The sequence below is a fragment of the Streptomyces sp. NPDC028991 genome, assembly GCF_055564775.1.
The window spans coordinates 137,161-154,290 of the sequence record NZ_JBVHVP010000006.1 but is presented as its reverse complement, the minus strand read 5'-3'; the positions used below and the strand labels follow the sequence as shown (position 1 = coordinate 154,290).

The window sequence follows — 17,130 nt, the reverse complement described above, 5'->3', positions numbered from 1 at the left end:
CGGCCGACAGCGACTGGACGGATCGGCCAAACGTCCAGTGTGCCTGATCGCGGGGCCGGGCTACCGGATGGCGATGTTGTTGATCAGTGGCCCTTCGATGGTGACCCCCTCCGTGACCAGGGACTCCACACCGGTGGCCGGCGGGGGCAGCGGCAGTGCGGTGGCCTCGGGGGCGAGCGCACCGAACAGCGCCGCGGCGGTGATCAGAGCGGCGACGGAGACCGCGACGGCGGAACGGGCGGCGGAACGGGCGGGATCGGGGAGCTCGGGACGCATGGGGTGTCCGGCCTTTCGGGTTCAGCGGGTTCAGGGAAGGGCGAAGGAAGGGTGGGGGAGGAATCCGGAGCGGGCCGGGCCCAAGGGGACTGGGGGCCCGGCCCGCCGACGGGGACGCCGACCGGATGGATCAGCGGGGGATCAGAGAGCGATCAGAGAGCGATCAGAGAGCGATCAGAGAGCGATCCGCGGCGATCGGACGGCGGTCAGAGGGTCACGCCTCCGCCGAGGTCGATGCCGACCGCGGCGGCCTCGGCGGCGAACGCCGCGACCAGCGCGGCGGTGGAGGTCAGGACGGTGGCGACACGGCGAACGGCAGTACGCATCGGGTTCTCCCTTTCGGTTCGACTGCAGGGCACCCGGTGGCTGCCCGACCGCCGACGACTCGATGCGGAATATGAAAAAAGCTCCCTCGCAGGTGCGAATCACCCGGCGTGGCGTGCATGAACCACGCCGTACACCCGAAAGTGCGCAAGAAGGCGGAGTTCCGGCGCGAGCGCGTAGGACTGGGGGGTCACAACGCGTCGTCGGCGAGTTCGGCCACGCCGGTGACCCGGTGCAGCGGATACGTGCGCACCTCGTCCGCCGTGTGGTCGTACGCCGTCACGAAGCCGCCCTCGACCCGGATCGGGGCGATGACGCGCTGGCTGGCGGCGCCCTCGGCGTTCACGTAGCCGATCCACAGCGCCTCGCCGGTCATGACGGCCGCCTGCATGGTGGCGAGGGTTTCGGCGGCACCCGTGCGCGGCAGCTCGCCGCCCGCCGCCGGGACGCCGTCCGCATCGCTCCCGGCGCCCGGTTTGCGCGGGGCCGTGGCGGCCAGGTCACCGGCCCGGACGGCGCGGATCGCCGCCGTCAGGAGCGTGTCGTCGGGAACCGGCGGACCGTCCGGAACCGGCTCCGGGGCCGCCCGCGGCGGCGTGCGGTGGGCGTCGGCACGGGTGATCAGCACATCGCCCGCGGCGGACTCGGCGGCCGGTGCGAACCCCATGGCGCGCAGCCCTTCCAGCAGCGCCGCCGGGTCGGCCTGCGCGGCCAGCACGGTCGGCGCGAGGCGGCGCAGGCCGAGGCCGGCGGACCGCTTGTCGGCGAGGATCTCGTCCAGCGTCGCGTCGTCGTCGCAGCGCACGTACGCCGACGCCGCGCCCACCCGCAGCCGCCCGTGCCGCCGGGAGACGTCGTCGATCAGGTACGTGAGCGGCTGCGGCACCGGCGTGCGGGAGTGCCGGGCGAGAAAGGCATGCAGGTCGGCGGCGGTCTGACCGGCGTCCAGCGCGCGGCGCACCGAGCCCGGCGTGAACCGGTAGACGGTCGCCCCGCCCTTGGACTCCACATCCGCGAGCACCCCCAGCACGTCGGCCAGCCCACGCTCCAGCGGCCCCGGAGCCACCGCGGTCAGGTCGGCCTGGAGCAGCACGTGGTCCAGCGGTTCGGGGAGCAGCGGCGCCAGCAGCCGGGCGGCCCGCGCGGTGGCGGCGGCCTGTTCGGCGGGGCTCGGGGGAGCGGGGGCGGCAGGCGTGCGGTGGTGGACGGGGAGCTTGTCGCCGGGCCCCTCGGCCGCCTCGGGCGCCTGTGCCGGACGAGGCGGCTCGGGCGCCCCGATCAGCGCCCGCCCCGGCGCCGCCAGCGCGCCCCGCCCGGTGACGCCCAGCAGCTCGGCCTCGGACAGCGTCCAGCGGGCCAGCCGGGTGCGCAGGTCGTCGTCCTGCCCGTCCCGCCCGTCCCGCCGGGGCCCGCGCAGCGGACGCTCCCAGCGCAGCCGGGCCAGCACCGACTCCTGCGTGGGCGAGGCACCCTCCGGCAGCCCCGCCAGCAGGGCCAGCACCCGGTGCCGTACCTCCGGCGCCGCCGAACGGTCCAGGTTCGGGCCGAGCGCCGAGAGCGTGCGGTCCTTCGCGTCCCGCCCGCCGACCACCCCCGGCGTGCGGGTGGCCGTCAGCCACGTCCCGGCGAGCCGCGCCCAGCGCTCCGCGGGAGGCAGCTCCCGCCACTCGTCGTACGCCGGGGTCGCCGCGTACCGCTCCTCGGCCTCCCCGTCGGAGGCGATCAGCCCGGCCGCGTAGGCCAGTTCGGCCCAGAAGGCGGCCACCGGTTCGGGCACGTCCAGGGCGACGGCCGTCCGCTTCAGGTCGCGCACGCTCAGCCCGCCGGCCCGCAGTACCACCGGGCCGCCCTCGTCCCACTCCTTCAGCAGCTCCTCGACGGTCGCCAGCGCCGCCAGGGCCTGCCCGGCCGCGGTGGCGTCCACAACCTGTGGACGATGCGTGGCGGCGGCCTCCACCGGCGGCGGCACCGGCTCGGGCGTGCGGTGCGCGCGGCCGGCGCGCAGGTGCAGGGCGACCTCGCGGGGCAGGACGACCGTGCCGGGCGCGGTCGGCAGCAGCAGGCCGCTGTCCAGCAGGTGGCGCAGGTGCGCCGCCGGATCATGGGTGACCTGGCCGTACGGCGGGCCCCACACCAGCCGGGCCAGCACCTCGCGGGACTCGCCGGGCAGTCCGGCGAGGAGCCTCGCCATCCGGGGCCGGTCGGCGAACAGGTCGCCGAGCGCCGACACGGCGGAGACGGAGTCGTGGGTCGAGGGCAGGCCGGCGGCGGCCAGGATCTCCTGGATCCGGCCCGGCGACATCCCCGCCGTCGCCTCCCGCACGGTGGGACCAAGCCCCGTCGGGGACGGGTGCTGCGGGGACGGCGCGAGCAGCTCACGGGCGGTACGCACCAGTCGCAGCCGGTCGTCGGAGCCCCACACCAGCGCCTGTTCGCGCAGGAGGGCGACGGCCCGGGGCAGGGCCGCCGCGACGACCGGGTCCCGCTCGTCACCCGCCATGAGCCCGAGCAGTTCGTCGTACGGGGCCGGGTCCGCCGCCACCGCCAGCGCCTCCGCCGTCTGCAGCGCGAACCGGTCCAGCCGCTCCAGCGCCCGGACGACCGACGCCCGGGTGCCGGCCCGGGTGGCGAGCTGCGTGAGGTCCGTGGGCACGGGGGTGACGAGGTCGGGACGGCTGCGCAGGAGGGCGGCCAGCGAGACGTCGTCCCTGACGCGGAGCGCCTCCGCGAGGGACCGGGGGGCCGCGGACTTCTCCTCGGTGCTCATCCGGCCCACGTTAGCGGGTGGGTACGACGGCGGGGTGCGCGTGCGGTCGCGCGGTGCGCGTCCGCCGCACACGGGAGGATTCGGTACCTTCGTGCGACGGCGTACCACAACACACCGCCCCGGAGGGCTCCGTGGGGATCGAGAGCGACCAGGTCGTCTACGAGTACCTGAGCCGCGTCGGCGACGTGGCCCAGCAGCGGCAACTGCCGTCGGCCACCCGCATGCGGCTCGTCTCCGAGCTGCGCGACGAGATCGACCGGCACCGCGCCAGGACCACCGTGGACAGTCCCGCCGCCGTCCGCCGCATCCTGGACCGGCTCGGCAGCCCGGACGACGTCGTCGACGCGGCGGGCGGTACGAGCGGAGTCCGGCGGCCGTCGGTGCCGCCGCCCACCGCCGTGCCCGTCCAGCGCGAGGGCGGGCCACGCAAGGCGGAGCGGCCCAAGGGCCTGCGGCGCGCCGTACCGCGCCCCCGCCCGGCCGCGCCCGAGTCGGCATCCGCGCCGGCTCCCTCGCCTCCGCACCTGGCGAGCGCGCACGAGCTGGGGGACAGCGGCACCCGGCCGGACTGGTGGCGCGTGGACAACGGCCCGTTCGGGGGCGGGGTCGACAGCGTGCCGGGGTTCGTCGGCGGCGTGGAGATCCCGGAGCTGCTCAAGCCCCCGCCGCGGGACGAGGACGAGGACGAGACGGGCGGGACGGCCGGAAGGGCCGGGAGGGCCAAGAGGAACGGGGCCGCTGGGAAGGTGGCCGCGGAGGCGGTGGAGGAGGCGGCGGAGGAGGTGGTGGAGCCGGTCGCCGGGAAACCGGGCGGAGCCGCGCGCCGCCGCCTGCCCCGCCTGTGGCCCGAGGGCGGCTGGAACAACCCGCTGTTGCTGCTCGCCGCCGCCCTGCTGGTCGCCGGCGCCGTCCTCGGCGACCTCCTCCCACTGGGCCTGGGCTGGCTGATCGCCTACCTCTCGCGCCGCCTGACCCCGGCCCAGTCGAAGTGGGCGGTACTGGGCCTGCCCGGCACGGTCGCCGCCGCCGGCGCCGTCTGGCTGTGGGGCCGCACGAAGGGCCACTGGGGCGAAACGATCACCGAGGGCCACATGAACGACGCCGTCGCCGAGACCTGGCCCTGGGTCCTGCGCAGCGCCGCCGTCGCCACGGCCCTGTACCTCCTGTGGCGCTCCCGCCGCCCCCGGGCCTGACCCGGCGGAGCGGCGTACCGGGCGTGTGCCCCGGTGCGTCCGTGCCCGTAGGCCCGACCGGCACAATGGGGCCCATGGCCTCCTCCACCACCCGTCCCGCGCCCACCGTCGGTTTCGATCTCGACATGACGCTGATCGACTCACGCCCCGGCATCCGCGCCTGCTACCTGGCGCTGACCGAGCGGACCGGGACGTACGTCGACGCCGATCTGGCCGTCACGCGGCTCGGGCCGCCGCTGGAGGAGGAGCTGGCCCACTGGTTCCCGGCCGACGAGATCGCGGCCACCGCCGACCTGTACCGGGAGATGTACCCGACGTACGCCGTCGCCGCCACGCCCGCGCTGCCCGGCGCCCGGGAGGCCGTCGCGGCCGTGCGCGAGGCCGGCGGACGGGCGATCGTCGTCACCGCCAAGTACGAGCCGAACGCCAAGCTGCACCTGGCCCACCTCGGCATCGAGCCGGACGCCGTGATCGGCGGCCTGTGGGCCGAGCGGAAGGCCGTGGCGCTGCGCGCACACGGCGCGGACGTCTATGTCGGCGACCACCTCGGCGACGTACGCGGCGCACGCACCGCCGGCGCCCACTCCGTGGCCGTCCCCAGCGGACCGTGCAGCGCCGAGGAACTGCGCGCGGCCGGCGCCGACGTGGTCCTCGCCGACCTGACACGGTTCCCGGCATGGCTCGCGGGCTACCGCGACGGCGCCGCCGACGGGCCGGCCGCGGCGCGCGCCTGACGCCGGCCCGCCGCGATCGACTGGAACACCCCCGCACCGGCGATCAGGAAGCCCACTCCCATCAGCATGCTCAAGCCGAACATGTAGGTGGGAAAGGGCGTCGTCCCCAGAAGCAGCGGGGCCACCGTGACCAGAGTGGCCACGGTACCGATGAAGAAGACGATCGCACCGGCGCGGATCAGTCGGTCACCGGGCGCGGCGGAATTCGTTTGGGTTTTGTCACGCACCCGACCAGGGTAGTTCCCAGGCCTGGGGAACGACCGGGGGACGTCTTGTCACCGGCCTGAAGACCATTAGCCTTGGTACCGGCGGGTCCGGACGACCCGCCCAAGTGCTATCAAGAGCCGTTTCCGAGCAGTTTTCCGACGAGTACGAGGACGAGGACAGACGTGCCTACCGGCAAGGTCAAGTGGTTCAACAGTGAGAAGGGCTTCGGCTTTCTCTCCCGCGACGACGGCGGTGACGTCTTCGTCCATTCCTCGGTCCTCCCCGCCGGAGTCGAGGCACTGAAGCCGGGCCAGCGCGTGGAGTTCGGCGTCGTCGCCGGGCAGCGCGGCGACCAGGCACTGTCCCTCACGCTGCTGGACCCGGCTCCCTCGGTCGCGGCGGCGCAGCGCAAGAAACCCGACGAGCTGGCCTCCATCGTCCAGGACCTGACCACGCTCCTGGAGAACATCACCCCGATGCTGGAGCGCGGCCGCTACCCCGAGAAGACCGCCGGCAAGAAGATCGCCGGGCTGCTCCGCGCGGTGGCGGACCAGCTCGACGTCTGACCGGCACGACGTCTGACCGCCACGACGTCCGACCGCCACGACGTCCGATCGCCACGACGTCCGACCGCACGCCGCACGTGCTACGGGAAGGCCAGCGCGTCCGGGCCGAGGGCCGGTACCAGTCCCTCGGCCGCCGCGCGGGTCAGCAGGCCCCGGACCGCCGCGTAGCCGTCCTCACCGAGGCCGGCGGTGAACTCGTTGACGTACAGCCCGATGTGCTGGTCGGCGACGGCCGGGTCCATCTCCTGGGCGTGCTCCATGACGTACGGCCGGGACGCCTCCGGGTCGTCCCAGGCCGCGCGCACGGACGCGACGACCGAGTCGGCGAGGCGGGTCAGCGTCTCCTCGCCCAGCGACCGCTTGGCGATGATCGCGCCGAGCGGGATCGGCAGCCCGGTCGTCCGCTCCCAGTGCTCGCCCATGTCGGCGAGCTTGTGCAGGCCGTAGTTCCGGTAGGTGAAGCGCGCCTCGTGGATCACGAGACCCGCGTCGACCTTCCCGTCCCGCACGGCCGGCATGATCTCGTGGAACGGCATGACGACGATCCCGCCCACCCCGCCGGGCACCGTGTCCGCCGCCCACAGCCGGAACAGCAGGTACGCCGTCGACGTCTCGCTCGGCACCGCGACCGTGCGGCCCCGCAAGTCGGTGCCCGCCTCCCCGGTCAGCACCAGCGGCCCGCAGCCACGGCCCAGCGCACCCCCGCAGGGCAGCAGGGCGTACTCGCCGAGGACGTGGGGCAGCACGGCGTACGACACCTTCAGTACGTCCAACTCGCCGCGCTCGGCCATGCCGTTGGTGACGTCGATGTCCGCGAACGTCACCTCGACGGCGGGGGCGCCCGGGACGCGGCCGTGGGCGAGGGCGTCGAAGACGAAGGTGTCGTTGGGGCAGGGGGAGTACGCGATCCGCAAGGGCTCGGTCGTCAAGGGCTCGGTCGTCAAGGGCTCAGTCGTCATGTGGGTTCCAACTCGTGAGGACGGGTGCGAGCTTCCCGAAGGCGTCCGTCAGGGCCGCGAGTGCGTCGCCGACGCGCCAGGCGGCGCGGTCACGCGGGCCGACCGGGTTGGACACCGCGCGCAGTTCCAGCACGGGCACCCCGTGCGCGGCGGCGGCCTCGGCGACGCCGAAGCCCTCCATCGCCTCGGCCAGCGCACGCGGGTGGCGGGCGCGCAGCAGCGCGGCGCGTTCGGCGGTGCCGGTGACGGTGGACCCGGTCAGGACGGTGCCGGGGCGGGCCCCGGCCGCGGCGGCCACGGCGGCGACGAGACCGGCCGGCGGGTGATGGGTGACGGTGCCGAAGCCGAGGTCCGTGACCGGCAGGAAGCCGTCGGCCGTCTCGGCCCCCAGGTCGGCCGCGGTGATCTCGTCGGCGACGACGAGCGAGCCGACGGGCGCCCCGGGTGCGAAGCCGCCGCCGATGCCGGCCGAGACGACCAGGCCGTAGGGCGCGGAGCCGAGGGCCGCGGCGGTGAGGGCGGCGGCGGTGGAGGCGGCGGCGAGGGCGGGGCCGACACCGGCGGCCACCAGGTCCCAGCCGCCCGGAAGCCGCCGAACGCTCACCCCGGGGCAGGACACCTCGGTGCCCCGTTCCGGGAACGCCCGGGCCACCGCGTCCCGTTCGACGGGGACCGCGGTGGCCACGAGGACGCGCACGGAGGACGTGGTCAGTCGTCCTTCTTCAGTTTGAAGGACCACAGGCCGGTCGCCTTCTCGCTGTCGTCCTTGCCGTCGCCGGCCTTGATGGTGACGAGCGTCGAGTCGCCCTGGGCGCCGTACTGGGCGTTGAAGAACACGCTGCCCGGGACCGTGCGGTACGTGTTGTCCGTGTCGTCGGTCAGCTGCTGACCGTTCATCAGGATCGTCCAGCGCTCGTCGGCGACCTCAGGGTCCACGCCGAAGCGCACCGTGTCGTCGGGGTTGACCGTGATGGACTCGACGTTGTCGTTCTGCAGGCACTTCTGGATCTCGGCGGTCTCCAGGACCTTGCCCTCGCCGCCGCAGGTGGCGTCGGAGCTGACCGAGTCACTGCCGACCGTGACCGTCGACATCGGGGTCGGCTGGTCACAGGCGGACAGCAGGAGCAGTCCAGCGGATACGGCGCCGGCGGCGGCGACGGCGCGGCGGCGTCGCACAGAGGATTGCAACGTGGTCATGGGCGAAGGCTATACGGCGCTTCGAGCCGTCCCCCCACCTGGGTACGGCGTGGCGTGGTCACGCCACCCTCGGTCGCGCCGGCCCCCCGTGCCGGGCCGAGCCGATCAGCCCCCGTACGGTCGTCAGCCACCCGGCGGCGATGATCGCGGCGGCCACCGACAGGCCCAGCGTCCCGTTCAGCGGCAGCACGATGCCCGCCGCACCGCCGAACACCCAGGAGACCTGGAGCAGCGTCTCGGAGCGGGCGAACGCCGAGGTGCGGACCTGCTCGGGCACGTCCCGCTGGATCAGCGCGTCCAGGGACAGCTTGGCCAGCGCCTGGGCGAACCCGGCGACCGCGGCCAGGCACGCCACCAGCACGGTGCTGAAGAACACCGCGGCCGTGACCGCCGTGCCCAGTACGACCGCGACGACCGTCACGATGATGATCTCCGGCGCGCGGGAGCGCAGCCACGCCCCGACCGCCGTGCCCAGCGCGTTGCCCGCACCGGCCGCGACGCCCACGATCCCCAGGGACACGGCCGCGCTCTGCCCGGACAGCGGATGCACCCGCAGCAGGAACGCCAGGAAGAAGATCAGGAAGCCGGACAGGCAGCGGATGCCGGCGTTGGCGGCCAGCGCGTGCGTCACCGCCGGGCCCACCGTGCGCAGCCCGGGACGCTTGACCGGCCTGCGGTGCGGGCCGTGCAGATGCCGCTCGTCCGCGGCGAGCAGCGCCCGGTCCTCGCCGCGCGCCGAGTCCACCTTCGGCGGCAGCGTGAACGACAGGACGGTGCCCGCGATGAAGATCATGAAGGCGCCGTACAGCGGCCAGCGCGGTCCGACCTGCTGGAGTGCCACCGCGATCGGCGCGGCGGCGCCGGTGGCCAGCAGCCCGCACAGCGTGACCCGCGAGTTCGCCTTCACCAGGGAGAAACGGGGCGGCAGCAACCGCGGCACCACCGCGCTTCTGACCACGCCGTACGCCTTCGAGGCGACCAGCACCCCGAGCGCGGCCGGGTACAGCTCGAGGCTGCCGCCGATCACCGCCCCGGACAGCACCAGCGCGAGCACCGCCCGGGCGCCCATCGCGGCCGCCATCGCCGCGCGGCGGCCGTGCGGCAGGCGGTCCAGGAGCGGGCCGATCACCGGCGCGAGGAGCGTGAACGGCGCCATGGTGATCGCGAGGTAGAGCGCGACCCGGCCGCGTGCCTCGTCGGTGGGGACGGAGAAGAAGACGGTGGAGGCGAGAGCGACGGTGATCATGACGTCGCCGGCGCCGTTCACCCCGTGCAGCTCGATCAGCTTGCCGAGGCCGGACTCGCCCGCGCCGTGCGCGTGCGTCGCCCGGCGGATGCCGCGCGCGGTTCCGGTCACCGGCAGGCGCAGGGCCCGGCCGACCGCACGGAACCGGGAACCGGGGCCGCGCCTCCGGCTCCCGCCCTTGAACTCCGTCCGTGCGGCTGCCACCCCGTCATAGTGCCCCGAGAGCGGGGGCTATAGCGTCGATACGGCACGGATGGCGGTGATCGAGTCGGGTGACACGGGCCCCGGCACCACCGCGGAACGCCAGGCCGTACCCCGCCGAAACTCCCGTCGGTGTAGGCCCAGCGCACATGAGCAGGTAGCGTGCCTAGCGCGCCGTGGCGAACGTTCTCGGCCGCGCGCCTTACGGCCATCCCGCAGAATGGATGACGTAGGTGTGCCCGAGCGCGATCGGGCGCGGACGTCGACGCGGTCCACAGGTCCGCTCCGTCCGCCCCTCGCAGGCAGCGGCGCACTCGTGAGACGGCGTATGGAGAGAAGCGATACCTGTGAGCGCAGCGACAACGCGAAGCCGCACCCCTGACCGTCTGTGCGCCGAGGCCGTCGACCTCGCCCGCGCGGCAGCCGAGGAGGCCGCCGCCCCCGGCGTCGTCGGCGAGCACGAGGGGCTGGTGTCGGAGGGCGACCGGGTCGTCACGCACTACTTCGCCTGCAAGGAGCTGGGGTACCGCGGCTGGCGCTGGGCGGTGACCGTGGCCCGCGCCTCCCGCGCCAAGATCGTCACGGTGGACGAGGCGGTGCTGCTGCCCGGCCCCGACGCCCTCCTCGCCCCCGAGTGGGTGCCGTGGAGCGAGCGGCTGCGCCCCGGCGACATGGGCCCCGGCGACCTGCTGCCCACCGACGCGGAGGACCTCCGGCTCGAGCCCGGCTGGACCGGCGAGGACGAGCCGCCGCCGAACTCCGCCGTCTCCCACGAGATGGCCGACCTGGTGGAGGCGGAGGACGCCGAGGTCACGGCCGGACCGCCCGCCGAGCTGTCGACCGTCCCGGCCCGCGGCACGATCTCGGCCGTCGCCGAGGAACTGGGCCTGCGCCGCACACGGGTGCTCTCCCGGTATGGCCTGCATGTCGCCGCGGACCGTTGGGAGGAGGACTTCGGCCCGAAGACCGCGATGGCCCAGGCGGCCCCCGCGTCCTGCGCGAGCTGCGGCTTCCTGGCGCGTATCGGCGGCTCGCTGGGACAGGCCTTCGGGGTGTGCGCCAACGAGTTCTCCCCGGCGGACGGACGGGTGGTGTCGCTGGCCTACGGGTGCGGTGGCCACTCCGAGGCCGCGGTCATGCCGAAGCCGCCGCGGGTGGCTCCACCGGTGATCGACGAGACGCGGGTGGACCCGTTCCCGCTGCGGCCGGCGCCGGACTCCGGATCGGTTCCGGTGGCCGAGGACGAGGCGTCGGCGGAGCTCGGGCATTCGTAGGGGCGGCGGGCCCGGAGGGCCCTGACCGGCGTTCGGACCGGTGAGGCCGTGTCCTCGCGGTACCTTCGTGGTCCGTCGATGAGGAGAGTCACCGTGAGCATGTTCGTGCGGCCTGCCGCCGAGGGCGCCGATCCGTTCGGTACGGCACGTCTGCGGCGCGGGGTGCTGGACGCCTGGGCGACGAGCCCGGCCCGGTTCCGTGAGGACGCCAACGCGGAGGAGGACCTCGTCCTCGGCGGCTACCGCGACCGGCTGGTCGTCGAGCTGGCGCAGAACGCCGCCGACGCCGCCGCCCGGGCCGGTGCGCCCGGCCGGCTCCGGCTCACCCTGCGCGACGGCGTCCTGGTCGCCGCCAACACCGGCGCCCCGCTGGACGCGGCCGGCGTCGAGTCGCTGTCCACCCTGCGCGCCTCCGCCAAGCGGGACGCCGCAGACGTCGCGGTCGGCCGGTTCGGGGTCGGTTTCGCCGCCGTCCTGGCCGTCACCGACGAGCCCGCCGTCGTCGGCCGGCACGGCGGGGTGCGCTGGTCCCTGGTCGAGGCCCGGGGCCTGGCCGCCGACACCGCACGGCACAGCCCCGGCCTCGGCGACGAGATCCGGCGGCGCGACGGGCACGTCCCGCTGCTGCGGCTGCCGTTCCCGGCCGAGGGCACCGCCCCCGGCCCGTACGACACGGCCGTCATCCTCCCGCTCCGCGACACGGCCGCCGCCGGCCTCGCCGAACGGCTCCTGCACGCCGTGGACGACGCCCTGCTCCTCGCCCTGCCGGGCCTCGAGGAGGTCGTGGTGGAGGTCGCGGACGAGGCGCGCACGCTGTCCCGCCGTACCGAGGGCCCCCTGACCGTCGTCGAGGACTCCCGTGCGGGTGCCACCCGCTGGCGCACCGCCGCCGCGCACGGGCCCCTCACCCCCGGCCTCCTCGCGGACCGGCCCGTGGAGGAGCGGCTGCGCCCCCACTGGTCCGTGACGTGGGCGGTGCCCGTGGACGCCGACGGCGGCCCCGCGCGGCCCCGCACCAGTCCCGTCGTCCACGCGCCCACGCCCAGTGACGAGCCGCTCGGCGTCCCCGCGCTGCTCATCGCCTCCTTCCCCCTGGACTCCACCCGCCGGCACGCCGCGCGCGGCCCGCTGACCGACTTCCTGACGGAGCGGGCGGCGGACGCCTACGCCGGGCTGCTCGCCGACTGGCGCCCGGTCGGCGCCGGCCTCATCGACCTCGTACCCGGCCCGCTGGGCAAGGGGGAGCTGGACGGGGTGCTGCGGCAGGCGATCCTCGACCGGCTGCCGCGCACCTCCTTCCTGCCGCCCGCCGCCGGACCGCGCGAGGACGACCCCGACCTGCCCGAGTCCCTGCGCCCCCGCGACGCCGAGGTGGTGGAGGGCGCGGGCACCGACACCGTGCGGGTCCTCGCCGAGGTGCTGCCGACGCTGCTCCCCGCCGGTCTGGAACGCCGCGTGGAACTGCGCACGCTCGGCGTGGCCCGGGTGCCGCTGACCGACGCGATCGACCGGCTGGCGGGTCTGGAGAAGGCTCCCGGCTGGTGGCGGCGGCTCTACGACAGCCTCGCCGGCGTCGACCCCGACCGGCTGTCCGGCCTGCCCGTCCCCCTCGCGGACGGCCGCACCACCATCGGCCCCCGGCAGGTGCTGCTGCCCTCCGGGGACGCCGCCTCCCTCGACCCGGAGGTCCTCACCCGCCTCGGACTGAAGGTCGCCCACCCGGATGCCGCCCACGGCCTCCTGGAGAAGCTCGGCGCCCTCCCGGCCACCCCGCGCGCCGTGCTCACCACCCCGCAGGTCCGGGCCGCCGTCGCCGCCTCCCTGGAGGACGAGGGCGGCACCAACTGGGAGGAGGACACCCTCGACGCCGACGAACTGGCCGACACCGTCCTCGGCCTGGTCCGCGACGCCGGCCTCGACGCCGGGGACGAGCCCTGGCTCGGCGCGCTCGCCCTGCCCGACGAGGACGGCGAACTCTCCCCGGCGGGCGAACTCGTCTTCCCCGGCGGCCCCTTCGCCAGGGTCATGCGCGAGGACGAACTCGCCGCCGTGGACGCGGAGCTGGCCGAGAAGTGGGGCCCGGAGCCGCTGGCCGCCTGCGGCGTCCTCGTCACCTTCGCCCTGGTCCGCGCCACCGACGTCGTCCTGGACCCGGACGAACTGGAGCCCCGCGAGGGCGACTTCGCCGTACCGGACGACGCGGGTCTGCTGGACGCCGTGGACGTGTGGAGCGAGGACGTCCTCGACCGCTTCCCGGACACTCCCGTCCCGCCGGTCGCCACCGAGATCGTCGCCGTGCGCGACCTGGACCTGGTGGACGACGACCGGTGGCCCGAGGCCCTCGCCCTGCTGTCGCGGCCCCCGTTGCGCGACGCCCTCGTACAGCCCGTGCGCATCCTCCTGCCCGACGGAACCCACGAGGTCGTACGGCCGTACACCGCCTGGTGGCTGCGCGGGCACCCGGTGCTCGGCGGACGCCGCCCGGCGGGTCTGCGCGCGGCCGGCGGCGACCCGCTGTTGCGCGGCCTGTACGACGAGGCCGACGCCACCGGGTTCGAGGACGAGCAGGTGCTGCGGGCGCTGGGCGTGCGGACGTCGGTGGCCGCCCTGCTCGACGAGCCCGGCGGTGCGGCGGAACTGCTGGACCGCCTCGCCGACCCCGGCCGCCCGGTCACGGCGGCCCAGCTGCACGCCCTGTACGGAGCCCTGGCCGAGCTGGACCCGGAGCAGGTCACCCTGCCGGACGACGTGCGGGCCGTGGTCGACGGCCGGGTGGAGGTGGTGGACGCCGCCGACGCCGTGGTGGTGGACTCGCCGGACCTGCTGCCCTTCACGTCGGGCGTGCCGCTGCTGCCCGTACGGCCGGACCGGGCCGCCGGGCTGGCGGAGCTGTTCCAGGTGCGGCGGCTGAGCGAGTCCGTCACCGGCGAGGTGGACTCCGAGGGCGCCGAGCACGACGTCCCGGAGCCGGTGCGGGTGCTGCTCGGGACGCGGACTCCCGCGTCGTACGTGGAGCACGAGGAACTGGTGGTCGACGGCGTGGAGATCGACTGGCGGCTGACGGACGACGGCGTGCTGCACGCCGCGACGCTGGAGGGCGTGGCCGCGGGGCTCGCCTGGGCGGCCGGCCAGTGGCCGCGCCGCTTCGAGGTCGCCGCCCTGCTGGAGGACGAGTCCCGCACGGAGGAACTGGCCCGGGACCGCTGGTTCGACTAGGGCCTTGCTCGCCGGCGTGAGCACTTGGCGGCCAAGTGTCCTCCGTGCGCTCAGATGAGCGCCACGAGGACACTTGGGGCCGGAATGCTCACGCTTTTCGGACCGGGTGTCCTCCCCGCGCGGCAACCGCCGGGCGGTCGGCTAGGCCGGTACGCGGCGGTCGACCCACCTCCACAGGAGTTCCAGCACGGCCGCCGTCACCGCCGCGATGCCGACGGCGGCCCACGGCATGGTCACGCCCACCAGCTTCAGCGCGAAGAAGTCCTGGAGCCACGGCACCACCAGCACCACCAGGAAGCCCGCGCCCATCGCCGCCACCAGCGCCACCCGCCACCACGTGTAGGGCCGCGCGATGATCGCCAGCACCCACATCGAGATCAGGAACAGCGTCAGCGTCGCCGCGCTCGTCTCCGCGTCCAGCGCCCCCGGACCGGAGTAGTGCTGCCGGGCGACGAGGTACGTCGTGAAGGTCGCCGCCCCGGCCAGCACCCCGCCCGGGATCGCGTACCGCATCACGCGCCGTACGAAGTGCGGCTGGGCCCGCTCCTTGTTCGGGGCGAGGGCCAGGAAGAAGGCCGGGACGCCGATGGTGAGCGTGGAGAGCAGGGTGAGGTGCCGGGGGAGGAACGGATACTCGACCTGCGAGCAGACCACCAGGATGGCCAGCAGCACCGAGTACACGGTCTTCACCAGGAACAGGGTCGCGACCCGGGTGATGTTGCCGATGACCCGGCGGCCCTCGGCCACCACCGACGGCAGCGTGGCGAAGCTGTTGTTGAGCAGCACGATCTGAGCGACCGCCCGCGTGGCCTCCGAGCCCGAGCCCATCGCCACGCCGATGTCGGCGTCCTTGAGCGCCAGGACGTCGTTCACGCCGTCGCCGGTCATCGCGACCGTGTGGCCGCGCGACTGGAGCGCGCCCACCATGTCCCGCTTCTGCTGCGGCGTGACCCGCCCGAAGACCGTGCCCCCGTCGAGCGCCTCGGCCATCCCCTCCCGCTCGGCGGGCAGCCGGCGCGCGTCGACGGTCGCGCCGGACAGCCCGAGCTTGGTGGCCACCGCGCCGACCGACACCGCGTTGTCACCGGAGATGACCTTGGCGCGGACGTCCTGGTCGGCGAAGTAGCGCAGGGTGTCGGCGGCGTCCGGGCGCAGCCGCTGCTCCAGGACGACCAGGGCGGCCGGCGTGACGTCCCCGGCCACCTCGGGGTCGTCCAGGTCACGGGTGGCGCGGGCGAGCAGCAGCACCCGCAGGCCCTGCTCGTTGAGGAGCGTGGTCTCGGCCAGGGCGGGGTCGTCCTCGGCCAGCAGCACGTCGGGCGCGCCCAGCAGCCACGTGCTGGTGACGCCGTCGCCCTCGCTGAACGAGGCGCCACTGTACTTGCGGGCGGAGGAGAAGGGCAGCGACCGGGTGCAGCGCCACTCCTCGGTGAACTCGGCGACCGGGTAGGCGTCGACGATCGCCCGCAGGGAGGCGTTCGGGCGCGGGTCGGACTCGCCGAGGGCGCCGAGCACCGTGCGGACGTATCCGTCGTCGGTGCCGCCGAGCGGGCGCAGTTCGGTGACGTCCATGCCGCCCTCGGTGAGGGTGCCGGTCTTGTCCAGGCAGACGGTGTCGACGCGGGCCAGACCCTCGATGGCGGGCAGCTCCTGGACGAGGCACTGCTTGCGTCCGAGGCGGATGACGCCGATCGCGAAGGCGACGGAGGTGAGCAGGACCAGTCCCTCCGGGACCATCGGCACGATGCCGCCGACCGTCCGCGCGATGGAGTCGTCCAGCTCGTTGTCCTTGGCGACCAGCTGGCTGAGGATCAGGCCGATCGCGGTCGGGACCATCATCCAGGTGACGTACTTCAGGATGGTGGAGATGCCGGAGCGCAGCTCGGACTGGACCAGGGTGAAACGGGAGGCCTCCTCGGCGAGCTGCGCCGCGTACGCCTCGCGCCCCACCTTGGTCGCCCGGAAGGCGCCGCCGCCCGCGACCACGAAACTGCCGGACATGACCTGGTCCCCCGGCTGCTTGACGACCGGGTCGGCCTCACCGGTCAGCAGGGACTCGTCGATCTCCAGCCCGTCCGCCTCGACGCACACACCGTCGACGACGGCCTTGTCCCCGGGGCCGAACTCGATGACGTCGTCCAGCACGATCTCCGACGTGCTGATCTCGGCGGCCGTCCCGTCCCGGCGCACGGTCGGCCGGGCCTCGCCGATCAGGGCCAGGGAGTCGAGGGTCTTCTTCGCCCGCCACTCCTGGACGATGCCGATGCCGGTGTTGGCGAGGATCACGAAGCCGAACAGGCTGTCCTGGATCGGCGCGACGAACAGCATGACGACCCAGAGCACGCCGATGATCGCGTTGAACCGGGTGAAGACGTTGGCGCGGACGATGTCGGTCAGCGAACGGCTGCTGCGCACCGGCACGTCGTTGACCTGACCGCGCGCGACCCGTTCGGCGACCGCGGCGGCGGTCAGCCCGGTCGCCGGGGAAGGGACGAGAGCGGGGTCCGCGGGATCGAGCCGGTCGCCCGCGTCGAGATGCGTCATGAGTTCGACGTTACGTGCGGACTTACGGCTTCACCCGCCGACTGCGGGGAAGATCCGACCTGGGCAGGACGGGGCGGCCCGTCCGGTGCTGCCGTGGTACTACGCGGCGTCCCCCGCCGCCCGCTTGAGCGCGGCGTCGCGCCTGCGCACGTACCAGATGCCGATCAGGCCGAGTCCGGCACCGGCCAGGCAGGTCCACACCCACCAGGCGTGCCCGTGGTCGTCGAACCAGCCGTAGAACGGCAGCTGCGCGAGGAAGAGGACGAACCAGAGGACGGTGCCGCCGACGATGGTCGGAACGACGGGGCCCTCCAGGGGCTCCGGCGCCTCGTGCGTGGGTGTCCACTTCTTCATGCGTACAGCTTACGAGGCGGCCGACCGCGCGTTCACCGGGCGCGTCACAGCAGTCGCACCATACGGGTCTAC

General features: G+C 74.6%; 14 protein-coding genes. 5 read left to right on the top strand and 9 right to left on the bottom strand.

All coding sequences use genetic code 11. The features are described 5' to 3' along the window. Positions 1–60: 60 nt before the first annotated feature. Together ACZ4V1_RS15670 and ACZ4V1_RS15665 are read right to left on the bottom strand one after the other, a co-directional pair. Positions 61–276 carry a hypothetical protein gene (locus ACZ4V1_RS15670; protein WP_468335201.1) on the bottom strand — a complete coding sequence of 72 codons (216 nt, stop codon included), beginning with the start codon at positions 274–276 and terminating at the stop codon, positions 61–63. Positions 277–790: 514 nt separating this feature from the next. Further along, positions 791–3,367, bottom strand: a complete 2,577-nt coding sequence (locus ACZ4V1_RS15665; protein ID WP_468335198.1) for a helicase-associated domain-containing protein — start codon at positions 3,365–3,367, stop codon at positions 791–793. Between the two features lie 131 nt (positions 3,368–3,498). Between ACZ4V1_RS15665 and ACZ4V1_RS15660 the strand changes: the two genes are divergently transcribed. Together ACZ4V1_RS15660 and ACZ4V1_RS15655 are read left to right on the top strand one after the other, a co-directional pair. Then, positions 3,499–4,560, top strand: coding sequence for a hypothetical protein (locus tag ACZ4V1_RS15660; RefSeq protein WP_468335195.1), 1,062 nt, complete (start codon positions 3,499–3,501; stop codon positions 4,558–4,560). Between the two features lie 65 nt (positions 4,561–4,625). Beyond that, positions 4,626–5,294, top strand: a complete 669-nt coding sequence (locus ACZ4V1_RS15655; protein WP_468335694.1) for an HAD family hydrolase — start codon at positions 4,626–4,628, stop codon at positions 5,292–5,294. Here ACZ4V1_RS15655 and ACZ4V1_RS15650 read toward each other — a convergent pair. Then, complete coding sequence (locus tag ACZ4V1_RS15650) at positions 5,249–5,521, bottom strand: hypothetical protein (RefSeq protein ID WP_468335193.1); 273 nt, start codon at positions 5,519–5,521, stop codon at positions 5,249–5,251. The genes ACZ4V1_RS15655 and ACZ4V1_RS15650 overlap by 46 nt on opposite strands. Before the next feature lie 162 nt (positions 5,522–5,683). On the opposite strand from ACZ4V1_RS15650, the gene ACZ4V1_RS15645 reads away from it, so the two are divergent. Beyond that, on the top strand, positions 5,684–6,067 hold the full coding sequence (locus ACZ4V1_RS15645; protein ID WP_053132946.1) for a cold-shock protein: 384 nt from the start codon (positions 5,684–5,686) through the stop codon (positions 6,065–6,067). Between the two features lie 80 nt (positions 6,068–6,147). On the opposite strand, the gene ACZ4V1_RS15640 is transcribed toward ACZ4V1_RS15645, so the two are convergent. From ACZ4V1_RS15640 to ACZ4V1_RS15625, 4 genes are read right to left on the bottom strand one after another with little or no spacing between them, the layout of a single operon-like run. After that, complete coding sequence (locus ACZ4V1_RS15640) at positions 6,148–7,026, bottom strand: 1,4-dihydroxy-6-naphthoate synthase (protein WP_468335190.1); 879 nt, start codon at positions 7,024–7,026, stop codon at positions 6,148–6,150. Beyond that, positions 7,016–7,723, bottom strand: a complete 708-nt coding sequence (locus tag ACZ4V1_RS15635; RefSeq protein ID WP_468335187.1) for a futalosine hydrolase — start codon at positions 7,721–7,723, stop codon at positions 7,016–7,018. Before ACZ4V1_RS15635 ends, ACZ4V1_RS15640 begins: the two co-directional genes overlap by 11 nt. Positions 7,724–7,734: 11 nt before the next feature. Further along, positions 7,735–8,223 carry a DUF2771 domain-containing protein gene (locus ACZ4V1_RS15630; RefSeq protein WP_468335184.1) on the bottom strand — a complete coding sequence of 163 codons (489 nt, stop codon included), beginning with the start codon at positions 8,221–8,223 and terminating at the stop codon, positions 7,735–7,737. 58 nt (positions 8,224–8,281) lie between these two features. Next, entirely contained in the window at positions 8,282–9,673 is a 1,392-nt protein-coding gene (locus ACZ4V1_RS15625; RefSeq protein ID WP_468335181.1) for an MFS transporter, read from the bottom strand. A gap of 344 nt (positions 9,674–10,017) precedes the next feature. Here ACZ4V1_RS15625 and ACZ4V1_RS15620 point away from each other — a divergent pair, with 344 nt between their 5' ends. Both ACZ4V1_RS15620 and ACZ4V1_RS15615 read left to right on the top strand, forming a co-directional pair. Continuing rightward, entirely contained in the window at positions 10,018–10,944 is a 927-nt protein-coding gene (locus tag ACZ4V1_RS15620; protein ID WP_468335179.1) for a DUF3027 domain-containing protein, read from the top strand. A gap of 93 nt (positions 10,945–11,037) precedes the next feature. Beyond that, positions 11,038–14,160 carry a sacsin N-terminal ATP-binding-like domain-containing protein gene (locus ACZ4V1_RS15615; RefSeq protein WP_468335176.1) on the top strand — a complete coding sequence of 1,041 codons (3,123 nt, stop codon included), beginning with the start codon at positions 11,038–11,040 and terminating at the stop codon, positions 14,158–14,160. A 141-nt stretch (positions 14,161–14,301) separates the two neighbouring features. Here ACZ4V1_RS15615 and ACZ4V1_RS15610 read toward each other — a convergent pair whose 3' ends face one another. Together ACZ4V1_RS15610 and ACZ4V1_RS15605 are read right to left on the bottom strand one after the other, a co-directional pair. Beyond that, positions 14,302–16,704, bottom strand: a complete 2,403-nt coding sequence (locus tag ACZ4V1_RS15610) for a cation-translocating P-type ATPase (RefSeq protein ID WP_468335173.1) — start codon at positions 16,702–16,704, stop codon at positions 14,302–14,304. Between the two features lie 99 nt (positions 16,705–16,803). Next, positions 16,804–17,058: a DUF2530 domain-containing protein gene (locus ACZ4V1_RS15605; RefSeq protein WP_468335170.1), complete on the bottom strand. Its 255-nt coding sequence runs from the start codon at positions 17,056–17,058 to the stop codon at positions 16,804–16,806. Positions 17,059–17,130: the final 72 nt, after the last annotated feature.

What these genes read in the sequence shown, in the direction of transcription:
- ACZ4V1_RS15630 (WP_468335184.1), bottom strand. Translation starts at nt 8,223, where the DNA reads ATGACCACGTTGCAATCCTCTGTGCGACGCCGCCGCGCCGTCGCCGCC.
- ACZ4V1_RS15640 (WP_468335190.1), bottom strand. Translation starts at nt 7,026, where the DNA reads ATGACGACTGAGCCCTTGACGACCGAGCCCTTGACGACCGAGCCCTTG.
- ACZ4V1_RS15610 (WP_468335173.1), bottom strand. Translation starts at nt 16,704, where the DNA reads ATGACGCATCTCGACGCGGGCGACCGGCTCGATCCCGCGGACCCCGCT.
- ACZ4V1_RS15655 (WP_468335694.1), top strand. Translation starts at nt 4,626, where the DNA reads ATGGGGCCCATGGCCTCCTCCACCACCCGTCCCGCGCCCACCGTCGGT.
- ACZ4V1_RS15665 (WP_468335198.1), bottom strand. Translation starts at nt 3,367, where the DNA reads ATGAGCACCGAGGAGAAGTCCGCGGCCCCCCGGTCCCTCGCGGAGGCG.
- ACZ4V1_RS15605 (WP_468335170.1), bottom strand. Translation starts at nt 17,058, where the DNA reads ATGAAGAAGTGGACACCCACGCACGAGGCGCCGGAGCCCCTGGAGGGC.
- ACZ4V1_RS15670 (WP_468335201.1), bottom strand. Translation starts at nt 276, where the DNA reads ATGCGTCCCGAGCTCCCCGATCCCGCCCGTTCCGCCGCCCGTTCCGCC.